Genomic DNA, 19437 nt, shown 5'->3' on the forward strand with positions numbered 1-19437 from the left:
ATGGCGCGCCGCGGTGGCAAGCTCCTGCTGGTTGCCGCGATGCTGCTGCTCGGCGTCGCCCGTGCGGCCGCAGAGGACGCGCAGGTCAACACCATCCAGGACATCTTCCGGCACTTGCGTACCTGCTGGAGACCGCCGTCGCCGGCCAAGGCGCGCCCCCTCGACATCACCGTCGTCGTGAGCTTTAACCGGGCCGGAAACATTCTGGGCCATCCGAGGGTTACCTATGAATCCGCGGAGGCCTCCGACAACGACCGGCTGCAATACCGGATCGCGGTGATGGAGGCGTTGCAACGCTGCACGCCGGTGCCATTTACCGACGCAATGGCCGGCGCCGCGGCGGGACGTCCATTCGCGATCCAGTTCCGTAAGCCGAAGACTTCACCTCCAACACAAGAGAGACGAGCATGAGCGTCACCGAAAACACCCTGATCCTCGAGACCACGCAGGGTCCCGTCACCATCGAGATGCGCCCCGACCTCGCGCCGAACCACGTCGCGCGCATCAAGGAGCTCGTGCGCGAGGGCTTCTATGACGGCATCGTGTTCCACCGCGTGATCGAGGGCTTCATGGCGCAGACCGGCTGCCCGCACGGTACCGGCACCGGCGGCTCCGGCAAGAAGCTGAAGGCCGAGTTCAACAAGGAGCCGCATGTTCGCGGCACCGCCTCCATGGCCCGCGCCGCCAATCCCGATTCCGGCGACAGCCAGTTCTTCATCTGCTTCGACGACGCCCGCTTCCTCGACAACCAGTACACGGTCTGGGGCAAGGTCACCGAGGGCATGGAGAACGTCGACAAGATCAAGCGCGGCGAGCCCGTGATGAATCCGGACAAGATCGTCAAGGCGCGGATGGCCGCGGACAAGGAATAGTCATCGTCATTCCGAGCGCGCCTTGGCGCGAACCCGGAATCTCGCGCCACAATCTCGGGATTCCGGATCGCCGCGCTCAAGGCGCGGCGTCCGGAATGACGGTGCTAGTGAGACATGCGCACCGATCTCTTCGATTTCGACCTGCCCGCCGAGCGCATCGCGTTGCGTCCGGCGAGTCCGCGCGACTCCGCGAAGATGCTGGTCGTGGAGAACGGAGCGCTGCGCGACCAGGTCGTTTCCGACCTGCCGCAATGGCTGAAGCCCGGCGACCAGCTCGTCGTCAACGACACCAAGGTGATCGCGGCGCAGCTGAAGGGCCGCCGCATCGGGCGCGAGACCGAGCCGAAGATCGAGGCGACGCTGATCAAGCGTCTCGACGGCTCACGCTGGCAGGCGCTGGTGAAGCCGGCGAAGAAGCTCACAGCCGGCGACCGCATCCGCTTCGGCAATGAGGGCAAGGTCTGCCTGCTTGGCCATCTCGACGCCGAAGTCGAGGCCAAGGGGACCGAAGGTGAGGTGACGTTGTCGTTCTCGTTCCACGGCCCGACGCTCGACCAGGCCATCGCCGATCTCGGCAGCCCGCCGCTGCCGCCCTACATCGCCTCCAAGCGCACGCCCGACGATCAGGACTTTGCGGACTACCAGACCATGTTTGCGGCGAACGAAGGTGCGGTCGCGGCTCCCACCGCAGGCCTGCATTTCACGCCCGCGCTGGAGCAGGTACTGCGCGCGCGCGACGTCGGGATCAACCGCGTGACGCTGCATGTCGGGGCAGGGACCTTCCTGCCGGTCAAGGTTGACGACACCGAGGGCCACAAGATGCACGCCGAGTGGGGCACGATCTCGGCCGAGGTCGCGGGGCGGCTCAACACCGCGCGGAAAAATGGCGGGCGGATCGTCGCGGTCGGCACCACGTCATTGCGGCTGATCGAAAGCGCGGCGCGCGAAGACGGCACGATCCAGCCGTTCGCGGCCGAGACCTCGATCTTCATCACGCCGGGTTATCGCTTCCGCGCCGTCGATGTTCTGATGACCAATTTTCACCTGCCGAAGTCGACACTGTTCATGCTGGTGTCGGCGTTTTCGGGGCTCGAGACGATGCAGCAGGCGTATGCGCATGCGATAGCCAGAGGATACCGGTTCTATTCGTATGGGGACGCGTGTTTGCTGTTCCGGGCAATGGCGTAGGGTGGGCAAAGCGAAGCGTGCCCACCATCTTTCTTGAGTGCTCGATAGGAGCGGTGGGCACGGCGCTTGCGCGCCTTTGCCCACCCTACGAGACCTTCTGTTACGCCATCACCCGCTGCGGCAACAGCTCCGCGATCTGCACCGCATTCAGCGCCGCGCCCTTGAGCAGCTGGTCCGCCGCTACGAACATCGAGATCGAATGCCCTGAAGGATCGCTGAGGTCCTTGCGGATGCGGCCGACCAGCACGTCGTCCTGGCCCGAGGCATCGATCGGCATCGGGAAGTAGTTCTTCACACGGTCGTCGACGACCTTCACGCCCGGGGCCTGCGCCATGATGGCGCGGACCTGGTCCTCGGTGATCGGCTTCTCGCACTCGAAGGTGATGGCCTCGCAATGGGCGCGCAGCACCGGCACGCGCACGCAGGTGACGCCGACTGCAATGCTCTCGTCCTCGAAGATCTTGCGGGTCTCCTTGATGACCTTGGTCTCTTCGTCGTTGTAGCCGGTGTCAGGATCGACGGCGGTGTTGTGGTTGAAGAGGTTGAAGGCGTAGGGGTGCGGCATCACCTTGGGCGTATAGACCTGCCCGTTGAGATTGGCGCGGGTGGATTCGACGAGCTCCTCCATCGCGGCGGCGCCGGCGCCGGAGGCGGCCTGATAGGTCGAGATGATGACGCGCTTGATCCGGTTCTTCTGGTGGATCGGCCACAGCGGCACCAGCGCGGTGATCGCGGCGCAGTTCGGGTTGGCAATGATGCCCTTGTGGTCGCGGATGCGGCTGGCATTGATCTCGGGAATCACCAGCGGCACGTTCGGGTCCATGCGGAAGGCGGAGGAGTTGTCGACCACGACCGCGCCCGATTTGACCGCGATCGGCGCATACTTCCTGGAGATGCCGCCGCCGGCAGAGAACAGGGCGATATCGACACCTTCGAAAGACCGCTCGGTCAGTTCCTCGATCACGATATCCTGGCCGCGGAACGAGACCGTCTTTCCGGCCGAGCGGGCGCTTGCCAACGCCTTGAGCTTGCCGACGCGAAAGCCGCGGTTGTCCATGGTGGCGATGAATTCGGCGCCCACCGCACCGGTGACGCCGACAATCGCGACGACGGGATCGTTACTCACTTTGTCCTCCATTGCATTGAAATCCAGACAACAAAAAAGCCCCGGACCATCGAGGGCGGGGCTTCGGTCAAGCTGATGCGTTTAAGTCGACGACCTACGTGCGCACGCCTCCCCGGGCCCCTGGGGCCGTGGTGGTTTTGGTCGTGCGTTTGGTAGTCGTGAACATGGCGGCGACTTATGCGGGAGAGTCTTGCGGCCGTCAATGGCTTTTCGCCCCGGTCGATGCCGGGGAGCGGGCCTGTCGCTACTTGGCCCGTGCGCCCGGCGGCTCCAAAATGACCTCCTTGAGGTCGTCGCCGCTGATCACGACGATCGCAAAATTGAGCCGGCCGCGTTCGCGGACCAACCCGCCGCTGATGGCCTTTCCCGAGGCTGCGCGCTCGGCGACGCGTACGGCATCGGCGAGGCGGTGTCTGATGGCACCGAGCGCAGCGAGGTTGCTGCGGTCCTCGTGGTCGAGCTCAGTGAGGGGGAGGGCGGCTTCGCCGCCGACCAGCTCGCCGGTCGAAGCATTGATCGTGTGGCGCCAGATGCGGTCGTTGTGCAGGGTCTTGACCCGGTAGACCGGCACGCCCGAGGCGCCGTCGAAACTCACATCCGCCGTCGTGGCGCCGGCATGGCGGGCTTCCGCGATCGCCATGGCCTGGCTGATCGTGATCGACGAGCTGCGGAATCGTTCGATTTCGCGGCTGACCGCCTGGCGGTCCGCTTCAGCATCACCATCTGTCTCGCTGTGAAGCGCGGTCGGAGTGCCCGCAGTCACGATTGCCTGTGCCGGCGCGGTGATGAGCAGCGCAGGCAAGGCGATCGCAAGCAGTTGCGAGGTCCATCGTTTGGCTGTCGTCATGCTCGAAACCCTCGGCCAGCGAGTGTGCCGGATGATCGTAAAGAATTCGCGGCCGGCCTTGGGCATCGGCCGGCCGCGGAGCGTCACGGCGGGTGTACCCGCCGTGACGATCGAAGCGGTCCGGACCTCTTTGGGGCTGGTGAAAAAGCGACCCGTACCGACTTATAACTAAACCATACCGTATCGTTTTATTTTGGTCAACGACGCGCGCTGCCCCTCTTGGGGAAAGTTCACGAGCTCACGGAATTGTCAGCGGGAGGAGCGGCGCCGCGGCGCGACTTTGGCGGCGTCCTGGACGCGATCGGCGGGCCCCAGCGCGCCGGCCAGGAACAGCTTGATTGCCGCGCGCATGCGCTTTTCGGCGGTCTTCAGCTCCAGCGCCGTTCCGAACGTCGCCATGCGGTGGGTGTGACCGACGACGACGTCGAGGAAGACCTCGGCTGCAATGGTGGTGTCTTCGACATCGAGCGCACCTTGCGCCACCAGATGGTCGAAGAAGCGCGCGGTGGTGGCGACGGCCTTGAGCCAGCCTTCCTCCTTGCCGAGCTTGGCGACGTCGGGGAAGTTGATGGCCTGCGACGTCATCATGCGGCTGAAGGCGACGGCGTCGGGACCGCAGGTGAAGGTCAGCATCTCGCGCCCGATCTCGACCAGCCGCTGCTCGACCGAGATGTTCGAGGCGCTGGAGAGCTGCGTCTCCGCCGCCGCCGAGAGCGGCGCAAGCCAGCGCGCGATCTCGCGCCTCAGCACGGCCGCAAACAGCCCGCGCTTGTCGCCATAGCGGGAATAGACTGTGGGCTTGCTCACCCGTGCCGCTTCCGCGACCGCGTCGAGCGAGGTCGCATCGAAGCCGCGATCCAGGAACAGGCGGGTGGCGACCTCGATCAGCCGCTGATCGCGCTCGATCGCAGCTGACTTCGTCGGCCGGCCGCCGCGCGATTTCGGCACCTCGCGCCGAGGCGCTGCCGGTCTTGTCCTGGTCGCAGTCAATCCCATGCCCAATGATTCCTGCGCGTTTCTGATAGTCGTCTTTGCTCTATAACGCGCAGCAACCGAGGCGTCATCGCGAATCTGGCCGAATTGGCCGTATCCTCAACCGTCTCGATCCGACCTCGTTCCTTCGTGCCGGCTTACGGAAGCGTCGAGGTCCAGGCCTGCCCGGATGCGGCCTTCTCGTATCCGTACTGATACAGCGCCCGCATATAGGCGGTATCGAACCCTTCCGAGGGTGGGGCGGGGTAATCGCGCGCGATGTAGGAGAGATGGAAGCCCAGTCGGTTGCGCTTGGCGAAATCGTAAGTCGAAAAGATGATCGAGCGCGTCTGCGATTGGGTGATCGCCGACAGACTCCGTGAGGCAACGTCGATGGTGCCGTTGGAGACGAGCTCGAAGTTGCGTTCGATCTTCTTGTTGACGAGGATGTAGATATCCATCTTCGCATTGCCGGGCAGGCGGCCGCTCTGGAACAACAGGGCTTCCGGCAAGGTGAGCACCGGCGCCGTCACGCCGCCGTCGACATGCATCTCCTGAAACCGGTGGCCCTGGCCTTCGGCATCGATCATGATCGGCGGAAATACCAGGGGAATGCTGGCGGAAGCCGCCATCACGTCGCGAAACAGTTTTAGGGCCTCTGGCGTTCCAACCGCGGCGATCTTGCCCATGTCCCAGATCGCGGTCCGCTGGGTGTCGAGATCGGTCGTCACCACCAACAGCTTGCGGCCTTTCGCGTGCTCGCGCGCGACCTGCGCCATGATTTCCGGACCGACATAGCGTGCGACGAGCTCGCGCAGCCTCGTGTTGCCGAACAGGCCGGATCCGAACAGCACGCGCATGATGCTAGGATCGTTCAGGAGGCTCTCCGCGATACCGCTGGTGTAGACCTCCTTCAGCGTGTCGTCATATTGCGGGCCCAGGAACGCAAAGGGCGCGATCAGGCCGCCGGTGCTGACGCCCGAGACGACCGAGAAGGTGGGGCGGGTTCTGGCCGCGGTCCAGCCGTTGAGAACGCCAACGCCATAGGCCCCATCGGCGCCGCCACCGGAGAGCGCCAGATAGGTTTTCGTCGCGGTGCTGGTGTCCTTCTCGAAGCTGAATTTCGTGACGGGCTCGTCGGCGTAGCGCCGGAGGCCGTCGATATCCAGCACGCGCGAGACGCTGGCTTCAGCGGCCGTGTAGGGCGTGCGGGGCAGCGAGGTGCAGGCGCCGAGCGCCAGGCTGCACATCAGGACCAGCAATTCGATCAGGCCGACACCCGTCTGCCTGATCCGGTCACGCGAGGAGACGGATGCGTCGGTCGAACATGAAGGATAGGGCATTGTCGGTGGCTGGCGATCACGCATCTACCGCCGCCGGCAAAGTCGCCGCGGCATCTCGTCCAGCCCCCGGATAAAACTATACTGTATCGTTTTGTTTGGCAAGGGGACGAGCAGCACCCTCGCGCTGCTTGGTGTCCCAGTCTGAAGCACAAACCGGCTGGAGCGCGGTCTAGCGGGTTGATCGGCCCCCTCCGACACGCAATAAGCACCGCCATGAATCCCGACAATGACGTACCCAATCACTTTGAATTGCTCGCCACCGATGGGGCCGCGCGCACCGGGCGGCTGACCACGCCGCATGGGGTGGTGCGGACGCCGGCTTTCATGCCGGTCGGCACCGCCGGTGCCATGAAGGGCATGCACTGGCGCGAGGTGCGCGATGCCGGCGCCGACATCGTGCTCGGCAACACCTACCACCTGATGCTGCGTCCGAGCGCCGAGCGGATCGCGGCTCTCGGTGGCCTGCAGCGGTTCACCGGGTGGAACGGACCGATGCTGACGGATTCCGGCGGCTTCCAGGTGATGTCGCTGTCGGATCTGCGCAAAGTCAGCGAGAACGCCGTCACGTTCCGCTCGCATATTGACGGTGCCAAGGTCGAGCTGTCGCCGGAGCGCTCGATCGAGGTGCAGCGTTTGCTCGGCTCCGACATCGCCATGCAGATGGACGAATGCGTGCGGCTGCCGGCTGAGCGCGCCGACATCGAACGGGCGATGCAATTGTCACTGCGCTGGGCGGAGCGCAGCAAGCGCGCTTTCGAGAGCGCGCCCGCCGGCTACATGCTGTTCGGCATCGTGCAGGGCGGTGACGTGCCGCAGCTTCGCCACGCGAGTGCTGGAGGCCTGGTCGCGATCGGCTTCCACGGCTATGCGATCGGCGGTCTTGCCGTCGGCGAGCCGCAGGCGGTGATGCTGGCGATGATCGATGAGACCGCGCCACTGCTGCCGAAAGAGCGGCCGCGCTACCTCATGGGCGTCGGCACGCCCGATGACATCCTCGAAGCAGTGAAGCGCGGCATCGACATGTTCGACTGCGTAATGCCGACCCGCAATGGTCGGCATGGCGTGGCCTTCACGCGCTTCGGTCAGGTGAATTTGCGCAATGCGCGCCACGCCGACGATCCACGCCCGCTCGATGAAGAGAGCTCATGGCCGTCGACGCGCAACTGCGCGCGCGCCTATCTGCACCATCTCGTCAAGGCGGGCGAGACTTTGGGGGCGATGCTGCTGTCCGAAATCAATATCGCTTACTACCAGTCTCTGATGCAGGGCATCAGGGACGCGATCGCAGACGGAAAGTTCGACGAGTTCTATCAGCGCACGCGCGAGGACTGGGCGAGGGGCGACATCGCCCCGCGCTAGATCAGTTGCAAGTGAAGCGATGCTTTATGGCGTGCTTGGTCACGAAACCGTAGCCGCAATTATCGCAGGTCCAGAGATAGCTGATCACGTGGTCCGACACGTATGCGGATGCTTCGGCGGCGACCATGGAGTCGGCGCAGACAGGGCAGGTGGGCAATTCGCTGCAACGCGGATCGCGGCTGGTCGCGACGGTCGACAACACTTCAGCAACTGCTGACATCGTGTGACCTCCCTGCTTTCAGACGTAAGTCTAACATAAGCAGAATCAGTTGACGAGGTCGCAACACAAATGCGTTGGTTTTCTGATCTTTTGCTGCTCACGTGATTTTGCGATGCAGCGTATTTAACATGTGCCGCATTGTCGCTTGCGTGTCGTCGCAAGCTGTCTGTAACTGCCAGATGGTCGGACAGAAGTGCAGATCGGCGCCACAGGGAGTTCATCATGGACGCATCGTCCACCACGGGTGCAGCGCACCAACCCGGCCGCGGCCGGATCTATGACTCGATCGTCGATGCCTTCGGCAATACGCCCATCGTGCGCTTGCAGCGACTGCCCGGCATGCGCGACGTGAACGCGACCATTTTGGCAAAACTTGAATATTTCAATCCTGCGGCAAGCGTGAAGGATCGCATCGGCGCGGCCATGATCATCGCCATGGAGAAGGCGGGCATCGTCAAGCCCGACACTGTGCTGATCGAGCCGACCTCAGGCAATACCGGCATTGCGCTCGCCTTCGTGGCGGCTTCGCGCGGCTACCGGCTGAAGCTGGTGATGCCGGAATCGATGTCGATCGAGCGACGCAAGATGCTGGCTTTTCTCGGCGCCGAGCTGGTGCTAACGCCAGCGGCGCAAGGCATGAAGGGCGCGATAGCGGCCGCCGAGGAGCTGTTGAAGACGACGCCGAACTCGGTAATGCCGCAGCAGTTCAAGAACCTCGCCAATCCCGAGGTGCACCGCCGCACCACCGCTGAGGAGATCTGGAACGACACCGGCGGCAACATCGATTTCTTTGTGGCCGGCGTCGGCACCGGCGGCACGATCACCGGCGTCGGCCAGGTGCTCAAGCCGCGCAAGACCTCGCTGCGCGTGGTGGCGGTCGAGCCGGAGGAGAGCCCGGTGCTGTCGGGGGGACAGCATACTCCGCACAAGATCCAGGGCATCGGCGCCGGCTTCGTCCCCGACATCCTCGATCGCTCGGTGATCGACGAAATCGTGAGGATCAACTCGACGACGGCGATCGAGACTACGCGTGCGCTGGCGCGGCATGAGGGCATTCCGGGCGGCATCTCCTCGGGCGCGGCGATCGCGGCCGCGCTGCAGATCGGGAGGCGCCCTGAAGCTGCGGGAAAGACCATCCTGGCGATCGTGCCGTCCTTCTCCGAGCGGTATCTTTCGACGGCTCTATTCGAGGGAATCTAGGACATGGCGGATCAACCGAGGCGGCCGCGTACGCTTGGCGATGCCAGAACGGAAGCCGAGGCGGCGTTCAAGAAGGTGACGGCGAAGGTCGCCGCGGCGCCGCCCAAGCAGAACGCCGTTCCCGGCATCAAGGAGCACGTCACGCTACGCATTGACCAGGACGTGCTGGAGTTCTTCCAGGAGGGCGGTCCCGGTTGGCAGGACCGTATCAACGAGGCGCTGCGGAAAGCGGCGGGGAAGTAAGGGATCGGTCCTCAGACTGGGACGTTCCTGTGTTCGCATCTGTCTTCCAACCTCGTCATTGCGAGCGAAGCGAAGCAATCCAGGCTGCCACCGCAGAGGGATTCTGGATTGCTCACATGGGGATTTGATGTGTCAAGATTTATGATCAGCTCTTTGTTCGATTGCAGGCCAGCTCTTCGTCCCGACCGCGGAACTTTTCGGATGGCGCGCGCAGATCAGGTCAAGACCGGCCCGTGAGGGCCGCCGCGAAGCGGCTTGGTCTTGACCTGAGCGAGCACGCCTTCAGGCTCGTTAGGTCGGGAAGTGCGGCGTGAACTACTCCTATGGTTGGCGATCCAAGGGTCGAGCCGGTTTTGGCAATCTGGTTTGCATGCCAGATCAAACTCACATTCGGTCGTTGCGCGGTGGCGACTGCACCAACATTCCGCTTGCGGCGGGCAGGCTCGAGAGGACGAGACCCTTCTTCGTTACGGCGTTTGAAGCCATGCAATCCATCGGTTCGTCCACCCGGATCGGCCGAGGCTGATCAACCTCGGCGGATTGGTTTTGAGGCTGAGAGGCGTGGTGTCAGGCGCCGGGCTTCACCACGGCTCCCTCGATCACGACGCCGGCGGTCACGTATTTCCACAGGGCCACGAGCAGCTTGCGCGCCAGCGCCACGATTGTGCGCTTGCGGCCGCGCTGGCTGTTGGCCTTGAACCACTGGGTCAGAGCCGATTGAGGCTGATGACGTATCCACAGCCAGGCGAGCTGGATCATCGTGGTTCTCAGGCGCGGATTGCCGGCCTTCGACACGCCCTGCTCACGCTCAATGCCGCCACTGCGCCATGGCGTGGCCGCAAGACCGGCATAGGACGCAACCTGGCGGCGGTTGGTGAACTGACGGTGGAAGGCCTCCGACCAGAGAATGGCAGCAAAGTTCGGGCCCAGGCCCTTCAAGTCGAGCAGCATCGCGACCGGGTTCGATGCAGCCTTCTCGCCTGCTGGTCGGCTTGCAGCCAGCAATGCATCCTGCTCGCGCTCTACCGCCGCGATCTGGTCAAGCAGAAGTTCGAGCCGGTCGAGCTCGCGGCTGATCTGCGCCTTCAAATGCGCCGGCAGCAGCCGCCCGTCCCCGTGCGCAAGGCCTCAAGCCGCGTCCGTCGATCGCGCCGCAGCGGCACGTAGTCGAATATCCCTTGCGCAAACAGAACACCCTTGATCCGGTTCACATGCACGATCCGCTCCGCGATCAAGGTCCGCCGCTCCCGGCAAAGCCTGCGGCGGTCCTCTTCTTCCGGAGAGGGGGCAACGACCATCGCGCAGACCCGTGGCTCGCCGCGCTTGTAGGCCAGAAGCGACCGCAACAGCGTCTCGCCGTCCAACCGGTCCGTCTTGGCCCGCCGGCGCCGGCGCGGCGTCGCGATCGAGGCCGGATCGACCACGTAGCTCTCGACGCCCTCCGACTGCAGAGTGCGGTGAAGCCAGAACCCATCCAGCCCCGCCTCCTGGATGGTGATGATCGGATAACTCTCGCCCGTTCGCGCCTGTGCCTTACGCTTCAGCGCTGCAAAGAGCTTCAAAAGCTCCGCAATAGCGCCGGCCTTCACGCTGTGTTTGGACATCTTCTCGCCCTTGCCGGGCGACAGCGATGTAACCAGCCAGGTCGAACGGCTCAGTTCCAATGACACAAAAATTGCGCCAATCTGCGTCCGGATAGCGGCCAGTCCGTCGGAAAGATGATCGAGCAACATCGTTGTCTCCAGGTTGAGTGCTTCAGCAACCTCAGTCTGGCCTCAGACCCGGTCGCTATCCACTCCCCATGGAATCTTCGCTCCGCTCGCAATGACGGGAGTATGCTGCGGCACCACCGCATCAAAGAAGAAGCCCGGCGCGAGCCGGGCGTTCGTGTTTTCAATTTGGCTTCGTCTCAGCGGCGGAACATGCCGCCCATCATACCGCCGACGACTCCGCCGACGAAGGCCGCTCCGGCCGCATCGCCGGGGCTGCTGCTGCGTTGAGGGGCCGGTGCCGGCGCACTGCTGGGAGGCGGGGCGCTGGCGCGCCGGGCCGCCTTCTGGCTGTTGTCGCTCGCAACGGGCGGGGCAGCGATGACCTCCGAGAGCAGGGCCCTATGCTGGTACTTGTTGAGATAGCCTGAAGAAGGATAGCCACGCGCGGCCTGCCAGCGCTTGAGCACCGTGCGGGTCTCCTCGCCGAACACGCCGGTCTGCTTGACGTCGAAGCCGAGGCCGGTCAGGCGGCGCTGCACGTCGCGGCGCTGGGTTTTGTCGAGGCCGATCTGGTCCTCGGTGAGCTGGGTGGCCTCGTCGGTGAAGGTCGCAGGATCGACGCCTGCGTTGAGCGTACGGGTCGCTGTCGAGGGGCCGCTCTTGATCGCCGCGAGGCGTGCCAGCGCCAGCGCCTTGAACTGACCGTTCGGATAGGCGGAGAGATAGGCGTTGAGCTCCTCCGGCTTGTTGGACTCCTTCACCGAGCGCCAATATTCGAGCTCGACACCGTCCGAACTCCCGGTCGCCGCCGGCACGACGCCGGAAGCGGTCGGGGCCGCATTGGCCACCTGGGTCGTGGGGGCCTGATTGAGATAGACGGAGCCGGTCAGGTTGGTGTGGCCCCAGGGCAGCTGGCTCTTGCGGGTCTCTTCATTGACCTGGGCGCGCACCGACGTCATCGCCTGCTGGATCTCGACACCGGGCTTGGTGATGTTGTCGATCAGTGCACGGGTGAACGGGCTGTTGTTGCCCTCCTGACCGTCGAGCGCGGTCTGGCCCGGGCCGGTCGCGAACGCGATCAGCGTGCCTTCACCGGACTTCATCTCGGCGAGACCGCTCTGGACGTTGACGCTGCGGGTCGCCGAGTTCGACTTGATCTTGGCGGCGAACGGATTGTCGCGGCAGGCATCGAGGAAGACGAGCTTGACCTTGGCATCGCCCATGGTCTGCTCGAGCGTCAGGTCGATGTTGATGGCGGCCCCCAGCTTGACGTCCATCTCCGATTTGATGTCGGCGTCGACGGGTAGGAGATAGTTGGTGCCGCTGACGGCGATGCCGTGGCCGGCATAATAGAACAGCGCGATGTCGGAGCCCTGCGCCTTGCGGCCGAAATCGAGCAGCTTCTCCGTCATCTGGTCGCGGCTGAGGTTGGAGCCTTCGATCACCTCAAAGCCGACATTGCGCAGCGTCGCCGCCATCGCTTTGGCGTCGATCGGCGGGTTCGGCAATTGCGCGACGTTCTTGTACGAGCCGTTGCCGACGACGAAGGCGACGCGGCGGTCAGCTTTGGCGGCACTGATCGACAGCGCCATGCACATCAGCGAAGCGAGGAGGGTGAGATAGCGCATTCTGAAATCCCCAGAATCGAATTGCAGGCAGCAACAAATTGGCAACGAACCTACACGAAGTGCCCGACTTCGCACCACCAAAACGGCAGTCCGTTGCGCCAACCCGCTGCTGTGTGGCCGAATGTGCACGATGGAGGGACACTCCAACGTGATCCAAATCACACGGCCACTTCGTTTTGTCGCGCGAGGCGGCGCGAGGTTCACTGTGCGCGAGCGGGAACCGGCGAAGCGGGCTTTAGATTCAGGAGATTGCCGAAAAGGATCAGCGCCGCGCCGAGCACGGTCCAGGCGTCGAGCCGCTCGGAATACAGCAACCAGCCGGCGGTCGCGGTCAGTGGGACCCGCAGGAAGTCCATGGGAACCACGATCGTCGCGTCGGCGTAGCGCATCGCGCTGGCGAGGCAATAATGTGAGAATGTGCCGCAGATGGCGATCACGCCGACCCAGGTCCAGACATAGACCGATGGCCAGGTCCAGACGAACAGCGTCGGAACGAAGCCTGCGACCGATTGCACCACCAGCATCCAGAACAGGATCGAGAGCGCGCTTTCGGTGCGGGTCAGCGATTTGACCAGCGCCATGGAGACGCCAAATCCCATGGCGGCCCCGAGCGCGATGAGCTGGCCCGGATTGATCTCGCCAGTAGCCGGCCGCACGATCACGATCACCCCGACGAGGCCGAGCACAATGGCGGCGATCTTCCATGGCGTCATTCGCTCGGACAGGAAGCTTGCCGCGAGGATGGCCGTCCAGATCGGCATGGTGAACTCGATCGCCACCACCTGGCCAATCGGGATCAGCGTCAGCGCGAAGAACCAGCCGAGCTGGGCGACATAGTGCACCAAATTACGCGCGACATGCTGCGGCAGGCGCGCTGTCTTGAGCATTTTCAAGCCGCCGGCGCGGTAGATGATCGGCGAGAGCAACAGGAAGCCGACCAGCGACCTCACTTCCATGATCTGAAAAACATTCAGCTCGCGCGTGGTCTCGCGCCCAGCCACCGCCATGATCAGCATCAGCGACAGCCAGCCGGCCATCCACAGTGCAGCCATCGTTTTGGACGGTGTCGTGCTCATTGCGGCGGATGCGGCAGGGGGAATTCCGAAGGGACGGCCGGTATCGGCGACATCGCCGCCGTTTGCAACGGCCAAATCTGCGGATGCAGCAATGCAGGTCGGCGTGTTAATGCATCAGCGAACAACGAGAAAATCGGGAGATCTCGCTCATGCATATCTTGCAGCCGGCCGAATGGAAAAAACCGCGCGGCTTTTCCCATGGCGTCGTGGTTGAGGGGCCGGGTCGGTGGGTGGTTCTGGCCGGCCAGACCGGTGGCGACGAGGCGGGCAATTACGCGCCCGACATGGCCGCGCAGGTCGCGACTGCGCTGAAGCGGATCATCAAGCTCTTGGGCGAGGCCGGCGCGGGCCCCGAGCACATCGTCCGTCTGACCTGGTACCTGACCAGCCGCAGCGAATATCAAGCGGCCGCTGCTGCCATTGGCGCGGCATGGAAGGAAACGCTCGGACGCAATTTCCCGCCCTCGACGCTGCTTTACATTGGCGGTCTCGTGGATGAGCGAGCCAAGGTCGAGATCGAGGTCACGGCGTTCGTGCCGAATGCATAAAAAAGACCCGGCGAGGTCGCCAGGTCGATGGTCTTGAACGTGGTCTGGCTCACCGCGTCATCGCGATGTTGGCGCCGCGGAATTGACTGTCGGCGCGCATCGAGACGGTCTGCTTGTTGCCGCTCGTCCTCAGTGCGATGTTGGCGTTGAAGCCGGCGGCCGAGGCGACCACCTCGAAATTTCCGCCGCCACCGCGGCCCTGGAGCGAGCCGGAGATGTTCCGGCTGGCCTCGGCCCAGCTGCCGGTGACGGCGCTGCCTTCGGCACGGACATTGGCGGAAAGGTGGAACTTGTAGGCATCGCTGGCACAGGTCAGCGACATTTCCATGGTCGGGCCGATCGGAGCGTACTTGGCCCGGCAGCGGATTCGCTCGGTCGAGCCGTCATCGAGGATGACAGTACCGCCGCCGCTCCAGGTGCCTGCCATCGGCGCAAACGGGCCTGACTGAGCTTTGCTTTCGGTGTGGGCGATGCCCGCCGCAAACAAAACGGCGGCCGCGATCAGCAGCCGCCGGCTTCCAGCGCGAGTCTCAGTTGGCTTATTGGCGCGATGCTTCCCACCGCCCGCTGCACGGTATGCCTGCAGATGCTCCATTCCACTTCCCCGATCCGGCGTTGCCGTTGAGTTGACCGTTGGCATATGCACCATTGATTGAAACTTTCACAAGTCCCCCGCTGCCGATGGTGCCGGAAACGTTAGCGCCGGGCGCGGTGATCTTGCCGTCCGCAACCGTCAGCATGGAGCTCGCGGTCGGTTCGCACGAACCGCTCTTGGTCACGATGGTGACGTGCCAGTTGCCATCATAGGGGTTCTGGGCAAAGGCGGGGGCGGCGAGGGTGCCGGCGAAGGCTGAGGCGGCACAAAACACCGCAATGCGACCAAAACGCATGAATTCGTCCTCGAATGTGTCGGATATGCTGACGCTTATTCGGGGCGAAATGTGACGGAAATTTGTTGCAATGCCAAAGCGAAAATTGTTCCTGTGGGAACAATGGTTTATTTGCGCTTTTGGTCCCAGTTTTCGAAGTGGAATCAAGGCCCCTTCACGTTAAGGGTAAACGTCAGGGCGACTCAGGAAAGGCTTGGCTCAGGAAAGGCTTGGTGCGGAGGTCGCGAACTGCTCGTCCTGAACTTTGGCGGGCAGCGCCTTGTGCACCTTGATGTAGTCGATCACATCGGCGAGCAGCTTGAGCCCGAGCGGCGCCAGCGCGCGCTCCCAAAGCTCCCGCGCGGTCTCGCCCTTCTTGACGAAGCACCAGTCCTGGGCGGCGATCGCGCCTGCGTCCATGCGGTCGGCGAGATGATAGATCGTGCCGCCGGCGACCGGATCGCCTTCCTTGATGGTCCATTCCACCGCGGCCTTGCCGCGATGGCGTGGCAGCAGTGACGGGTGATAGCCGATCCCGCCGAACTTGGCGGAGGCGAGCGCGTCCTTGCCGATTCGGGCGTGGCTGTGCGCCGTGATGATCAGATCGGTATCGGGGGCAATCTCGGACGCCACTACCAATTTCGGATTGGCCTGGACTACGACCTCGATGCCGGCAGCCCTGGCAGTCGCGGCGAGGCGATCTTCGGCATCGGCCACGACGACCCGGACGACCGCGACGCTGTGCTCCCGCAGCATGTTCAGGGTGGTCACGCCGAAATGGCGGGAGCCGACGAGGGTAATGCGCATGGGTGTCCGATCTGTCTCGCAACTGCGTCATACTCCCGATAACACGTCCGTATGCCCTGTCACCACCCGCGCGACGTTTGCGTGGGTTATCAACAATGCGGCGGGCGCCGGCTGCGGCAGACTCTGGGATTGCGCAGTCAATCGCTCCGGTGCTTCCATGCCGGTCATCCGTTTTCGAACCCGGTTCGGCCGCTGGCGTGATCGCCGGCGGCCTTTTCACGTCACGCATCACGAAATCATCGGACGGTAACACGATCTCAACCAGCTTGGCGTATCGACGAATCCGTCGCGGATTTGTATTGCGTACCGCGACACGAAAACGTCCGCCGGCGTGGGCGCGCCGCCGGGCCTTTTCGCCGGGACAGATTTCATGCCGAGCGCAATCGAGCAGATCGTCGACGCCTATGTGCGTCTGAAGAACCGCCGTGGACTCGACGGGCTGATGATGCACAGGCAGCGGCTCGCGGTCGATCTGAAGAGCAGGTCCGGCTATGATTTCAGCCGGCCGATCGGCAAGATCGACGAGGAGATCGCGATCATCGAGGCGGGGCTCAGCCGGCTCAAGGCAGAGAATGCCACGACGATCTAGTGGTCTGCGTCGTTGCGCGGGACTGGAGCCCGACGCATCGTCGCAGTCCGAGCCCGGTTCATGCAGGGTTCAGGCCGGCCGTGTTTCAATCGTCAGGTCGTTTCGTGGGACACAAATCCTGATAGGCTTGTCCCCGTGATTTGGAGGAATCGTCATGATCGAGCTTGCGCTGGCCGGCCTGCTTGCGTTCGCAACCGTGCCTGAGGCACCGACGGCGCCCATGGTGGAGCAAGTTCAATTCAGAGGCGGTCCGGGCGGACAATGTCCGCACGGCTACGACTACAACCACTCGAACGGTCGCTGCTATCCCAATGACTATCACGCGCCGGGTGTCTATACGCGGGATCCCGGACCGGGCGAATACTACGGACGACGCGGCGGCCTGTGCCCGCACGGTTACGATTACAATTACTCGAATGGCCGTTGCTATCCAAATGACGCGCATGCGCCCGGCGCTTACGGGCGCCCCGAATACTACGGACGCCGCGGCGGGCTCTGTCCCCACGGCTTTGCGTACAATTATGCGGACGGCCAGTGTTACCGCAACGGCATGCAACCGCCGGGACTGTATGGGCGCTAGGTGATCGCCATCCCGGAGCGTTCAGTCGCGCCGGCCGCCGTCAATCACCGTGAACAGCGGCCGCGCCGGCGTCGGCTCGACCAGCAGCTCCTCCACCAGTGCGGTTGCCGCATCGACATATTTGCGGGTCGGCTTGTCGAGAGGGCGCTTGGCCTCGTCGTCGAGCGCGACTTTTGCGGCTTCGACCAGCTTGCGCATGCGTGCCGCATGGTCGTCGCCCGCCGTCAGCGTTGCGCGCGCCAGCGAGCGTAGCACGAACAGCTCGCCCTCGAGGCGCAGCAGACGGTCGTTGAGCCTGGTCAGGACGGCGTTGAGATCGGCCATGGTGTTCGACGCGGAGGATCCATCCTGATCTAGCGGCGATCGGTGAAGGGATTCCAAACGGCGCCGGTGCAATTCGGCCGATCTTGCGAACGCCGCGGGCAGCTTACCACTCGACGCCCGCCCAGCGCCTCCCGAACACAGGCGGCCTCGTCTTCACGGGTTGCCAGCCGAAGAAATGATGCTTGCCGGACCAGGCGTGCACGACGCCGCTACAGATGCCGCATTTGAAGCTGCCGGTGTGGGCCTCGCTGTGCTCCTCCCTGGTCGCGGTGTAGTTCATGCCGCAACCCGCACAGGTGAACTCTTCGATCGTCCAGATGCTGTTGGCCATTGCCCAGGATGTGTTTCGGTGGTCTCTATCCAAAGTAGTCAGCAGCGTTTGCAGCGGCGTAAACTGGCGCGGGGAAATCCGGTTAACGGGCATTAGCCAAGCCCGCGTTGGAGCGCAGGCCATCCGCCCGCCCATCCATATCAGCTGCCTCGAGCGCTTCGCATGTCCCGATCGATGAGCATCTGCACCCGTCTGATGGCGAGCAGCGGCAACCTGCCTTGCACCCGTCCGGAGCGGACCTTGTCCCTGATCGCATAGGTATAGCGCCAAAAGCCAGGTGCGGCGTTCGGTCTCAGAGAGTAGTGGATGCCGCGGTGCATCCCCGCGCGTGCGTCAGACTCTCTGGGAGGGGGCGTCATCGTCTCGGAATGCGGAATGGCCCGATCTGTTCCCAATCGGCAGCGTGGGCTGTTCCAGTCGCCTTGACGCAGGATGCGTTGCTGGCATAACGGCTGGGCCTCGCAAGCGCCGGAAGTTGCGTTCATGCCGCAAGGAAAGCTGTGCCCGTGAAAAGCCTCCGTCAGCTCCTGACGGGAGAGGACGTCATCCAGCTCGTGATCCGGCTCGGCCTGCTGGCCCTGCTGATCATCTGGACCTTCCTGATCATCCGCCCGTTCGTGCCGATCCTGGCCTGGAGCGGTGTGCTGGCGGTCGCGTTCTATCCGGCGTTCAGCTGGGTTGCCAAGATCCTCGGTGGCCGGCCCAAGACCGCAGCAGCGATCCTGACCCTGATCACGCTGGGCATCGTCATTGGTCCAGCGACCTGGCTCGGCATCAGCGCGGTGGACGGCGTGCGCGAGCTGGCACACCAGCTCGGCACCGGCGATCTCGCGTTGCAATCGGCGCCGGAGCAGCTCAAGTCCTGGCCGCTCGTCGGCCCCTGGCTCTACGAGCTCTGGGACCAAGCCTATAACAATGTTCGGGCGGTGGTGCGCGAGGTGGCGCCGTATCTCCAGCCGCTGGCAGGCCCGCTGCTCTCGCTCGCGGGCGACGCCGGCCTTGGCACGCTCCAGTTTCTCGTCTCCGTGTTCGTGGCCGGCTTCCTGTTTCCGCATGGGCCGCGGCTGGTCGCGGCCGGGCGCAGCTTCCTGTTTCGTATCGTGCCGGAGCAGAGCGAGCATTTCCTATCGCTTGCGGGTGCGACCATCCGCGCCGTGGCGCAGGGCGTGATCGGCGTCGCGATCGTGCAGGCGCTGCTCGCCGGCATCGGCTTCAAGCTCGCTTCGGTGCCGAGCGCGGGCCTTCTCGCCTTCATCGTGTTGCTGCTCTCGATCGTGCAGATCGGTGCTTTCCTCGTGCTGCTGCCGGTGATCATCTGGATCTGGACCGCCAAGGACGTCACCACGGCGCTGCTCCTCACCGTGTTTCTCGTCGTCGTCGGCTTCATCGATACCATGTTGAAGCCGCTGGTCATGGGGCGCGGCCTGACCACCCCGACCATCGTGATCTTCGTCGGCGTGATCGGCGGCACGCTGGCTCACGGCATCGTCGGCCTGTTCATCGGACCGATTATCCTGTCGGTGGCCTGGGAAATGATGATGGCCTGGATCAGGACCGAGGATCGGGCAGAGGCGGAGAAGGGCTGATCCCGCGCCCCGAACGG

General features: G+C 64.0%; 22 protein-coding genes and 1 pseudogene. 10 read left to right on the forward strand and 13 right to left on the reverse strand.

What is annotated here, in order from left to right; translation table 11 throughout:
* From P6U29_RS20975 to queA, 3 genes are all read left to right on the forward strand, one after another.
* Entirely contained in the window at positions 1 to 411 is a 411-nt protein-coding gene (locus P6U29_RS20975; protein ID WP_407112064.1) for a hypothetical protein, read from the forward strand.
* Positions 408 to 872: a peptidylprolyl isomerase gene (locus P6U29_RS20980; RefSeq protein ID WP_122403170.1), complete on the forward strand. Its 465-nt coding sequence runs from the start codon at positions 408 to 410 to the stop codon at positions 870 to 872. Before P6U29_RS20975 ends, P6U29_RS20980 begins: the two co-directional genes overlap by 4 nt.
* Positions 873 to 986: 114 nt before the next feature.
* On the forward strand, positions 987 to 2060 hold the full coding sequence (gene queA / locus P6U29_RS20985) for a tRNA preQ1(34) S-adenosylmethionine ribosyltransferase-isomerase QueA (protein WP_407112065.1): 1074 nt from the start codon (positions 987 to 989) through the stop codon (positions 2058 to 2060).
* 100 nt (positions 2061 to 2160) lie between these two features.
* On the opposite strand, the gene P6U29_RS20990 is transcribed toward queA, so the two are convergent.
* The 4 genes from P6U29_RS20990 to P6U29_RS21005 form a co-directional block, all read right to left on the reverse strand.
* Positions 2161 to 3198 (reverse strand): aspartate-semialdehyde dehydrogenase, encoded by a 1038-nt coding sequence (locus tag P6U29_RS20990; protein WP_407112066.1) that lies wholly within the window; start codon positions 3196 to 3198, stop codon positions 2161 to 2163.
* Positions 3199 to 3430: 232 nt separating this feature from the next.
* Positions 3431 to 4033, reverse strand: a complete 603-nt coding sequence (locus P6U29_RS20995; protein WP_407112067.1) for a PepSY domain-containing protein — start codon at positions 4031 to 4033, stop codon at positions 3431 to 3433.
* Positions 4034 to 4282: 249 nt separating this feature from the next.
* The gene (locus P6U29_RS21000; protein ID WP_407112068.1) at positions 4283 to 5029 is read right to left on the reverse strand and encodes a TetR/AcrR family transcriptional regulator; all 747 of its coding nucleotides are present in this window, start codon (positions 5027 to 5029) and stop codon (positions 4283 to 4285) included.
* A gap of 134 nt (positions 5030 to 5163) precedes the next feature.
* Positions 5164 to 6372 carry a patatin-like phospholipase family protein gene (locus P6U29_RS21005; protein ID WP_407112070.1) on the reverse strand — a complete coding sequence of 403 codons (1209 nt, stop codon included), beginning with the start codon at positions 6370 to 6372 and terminating at the stop codon, positions 5164 to 5166.
* A 189-nt stretch (positions 6373 to 6561) separates the two neighbouring features.
* On the opposite strand from P6U29_RS21005, the gene tgt reads away from it, so the two are divergent.
* A complete protein-coding gene (gene tgt, locus P6U29_RS21010) occupies positions 6562 to 7707 on the forward strand; it encodes a tRNA guanosine(34) transglycosylase Tgt (protein ID WP_407112071.1) in 1146 nt (381 codons plus the stop codon).
* A 1-nt stretch (position 7708) separates the two neighbouring features.
* Here tgt and P6U29_RS21015 read toward each other — a convergent pair whose 3' ends face one another.
* Positions 7709 to 7927, reverse strand: a complete 219-nt coding sequence (locus tag P6U29_RS21015) for a hypothetical protein (protein ID WP_407112073.1) — start codon at positions 7925 to 7927, stop codon at positions 7709 to 7711.
* A 222-nt stretch (positions 7928 to 8149) separates the two neighbouring features.
* Between P6U29_RS21015 and cysK the strand changes: the two genes are divergently transcribed.
* Positions 8150 to 9127, forward strand: coding sequence for a cysteine synthase A (gene cysK / locus P6U29_RS21020; RefSeq protein ID WP_407112074.1), 978 nt, complete (start codon positions 8150 to 8152; stop codon positions 9125 to 9127).
* A 3-nt stretch (positions 9128 to 9130) separates the two neighbouring features.
* Positions 9131 to 9370 carry a BrnA antitoxin family protein gene (locus P6U29_RS21025; protein WP_407112075.1) on the forward strand — a complete coding sequence of 80 codons (240 nt, stop codon included), beginning with the start codon at positions 9131 to 9133 and terminating at the stop codon, positions 9368 to 9370.
* Positions 9371 to 9937: 567 nt separating this feature from the next.
* Here P6U29_RS21025 and P6U29_RS21030 read toward each other — a convergent pair.
* The 3 genes and pseudogenes from P6U29_RS21030 to P6U29_RS21040 all read right to left on the reverse strand — a co-directional run bounded on the left by P6U29_RS21030 (position 9938) and on the right by P6U29_RS21040 (position 13786).
* Positions 9938 to 11103 (reverse strand): annotated as a pseudogene (locus P6U29_RS21030) (IS110 family transposase).
* A 176-nt stretch (positions 11104 to 11279) separates the two neighbouring features.
* Entirely contained in the window at positions 11280 to 12710 is a 1431-nt protein-coding gene (locus tag P6U29_RS21035; protein WP_407112076.1) for a caspase family protein, read from the reverse strand.
* A 200-nt stretch (positions 12711 to 12910) separates the two neighbouring features.
* Complete coding sequence (locus P6U29_RS21040) at positions 12911 to 13786, reverse strand: DMT family transporter (protein ID WP_407119380.1); 876 nt, start codon at positions 13784 to 13786, stop codon at positions 12911 to 12913.
* A gap of 149 nt (positions 13787 to 13935) precedes the next feature.
* Between P6U29_RS21040 and P6U29_RS21045 the strand changes: the two genes are divergently transcribed.
* Positions 13936 to 14334: a RidA family protein gene (locus P6U29_RS21045; RefSeq protein ID WP_407112078.1), complete on the forward strand. Its 399-nt coding sequence runs from the start codon at positions 13936 to 13938 to the stop codon at positions 14332 to 14334.
* A 49-nt stretch (positions 14335 to 14383) separates the two neighbouring features.
* Here the strand turns inward: P6U29_RS21045 and P6U29_RS21050 are convergent, their stop codons facing one another.
* The 3 genes from P6U29_RS21050 to P6U29_RS21060 form a co-directional block, all read right to left on the reverse strand.
* The gene (locus P6U29_RS21050; RefSeq protein ID WP_407112079.1) at positions 14384 to 14929 is read right to left on the reverse strand and encodes a hypothetical protein; all 546 of its coding nucleotides are present in this window, start codon (positions 14927 to 14929) and stop codon (positions 14384 to 14386) included.
* Positions 14874 to 15224 carry a hypothetical protein gene (locus P6U29_RS21055; RefSeq protein WP_407119381.1) on the reverse strand — a complete coding sequence of 117 codons (351 nt, stop codon included), beginning with the start codon at positions 15222 to 15224 and terminating at the stop codon, positions 14874 to 14876. Before P6U29_RS21055 ends, P6U29_RS21050 begins: the two co-directional genes overlap by 56 nt.
* Positions 15225 to 15422: 198 nt before the next feature.
* On the reverse strand, positions 15423 to 16010 hold the full coding sequence (locus tag P6U29_RS21060) for a formyltransferase family protein (RefSeq protein WP_407112080.1): 588 nt from the start codon (positions 16008 to 16010) through the stop codon (positions 15423 to 15425).
* 370 nt (positions 16011 to 16380) lie between these two features.
* Between P6U29_RS21060 and P6U29_RS21065 the strand changes: the two genes are divergently transcribed.
* Entirely contained in the window at positions 16381 to 16599 is a 219-nt protein-coding gene (locus P6U29_RS21065; protein ID WP_407112081.1) for a hypothetical protein, read from the forward strand.
* A gap of 154 nt (positions 16600 to 16753) precedes the next feature.
* Entirely contained in the window at positions 16754 to 17179 is a 426-nt protein-coding gene (locus P6U29_RS21070) for a hypothetical protein (RefSeq protein ID WP_407112082.1), read from the forward strand.
* A 21-nt stretch (positions 17180 to 17200) separates the two neighbouring features.
* Here the strand turns inward: P6U29_RS21070 and P6U29_RS21075 are convergent, their stop codons facing one another.
* Entirely contained in the window at positions 17201 to 17503 is a 303-nt protein-coding gene (locus P6U29_RS21075) for a hypothetical protein (protein WP_027575377.1), read from the reverse strand.
* Positions 17504 to 17606: 103 nt separating this feature from the next.
* Positions 17607 to 17834, reverse strand: a complete 228-nt coding sequence (locus P6U29_RS21080; RefSeq protein ID WP_407112083.1) for a hypothetical protein — start codon at positions 17832 to 17834, stop codon at positions 17607 to 17609.
* Positions 17835 to 18334: 500 nt separating this feature from the next.
* Here P6U29_RS21080 and P6U29_RS21085 point away from each other — a divergent pair, with 500 nt between their 5' ends.
* Complete coding sequence (locus tag P6U29_RS21085; RefSeq protein ID WP_407112084.1) at positions 18335 to 19420, forward strand: AI-2E family transporter; 1086 nt, start codon at positions 18335 to 18337, stop codon at positions 19418 to 19420.
* Positions 19421 to 19437: the final 17 nt, after the last annotated feature.

This window comes from Bradyrhizobium sp. LMG 9283, assembly GCF_045571415.1.
Lineage (GTDB): Bacteria > Pseudomonadota > Alphaproteobacteria > Rhizobiales > Xanthobacteraceae > Bradyrhizobium.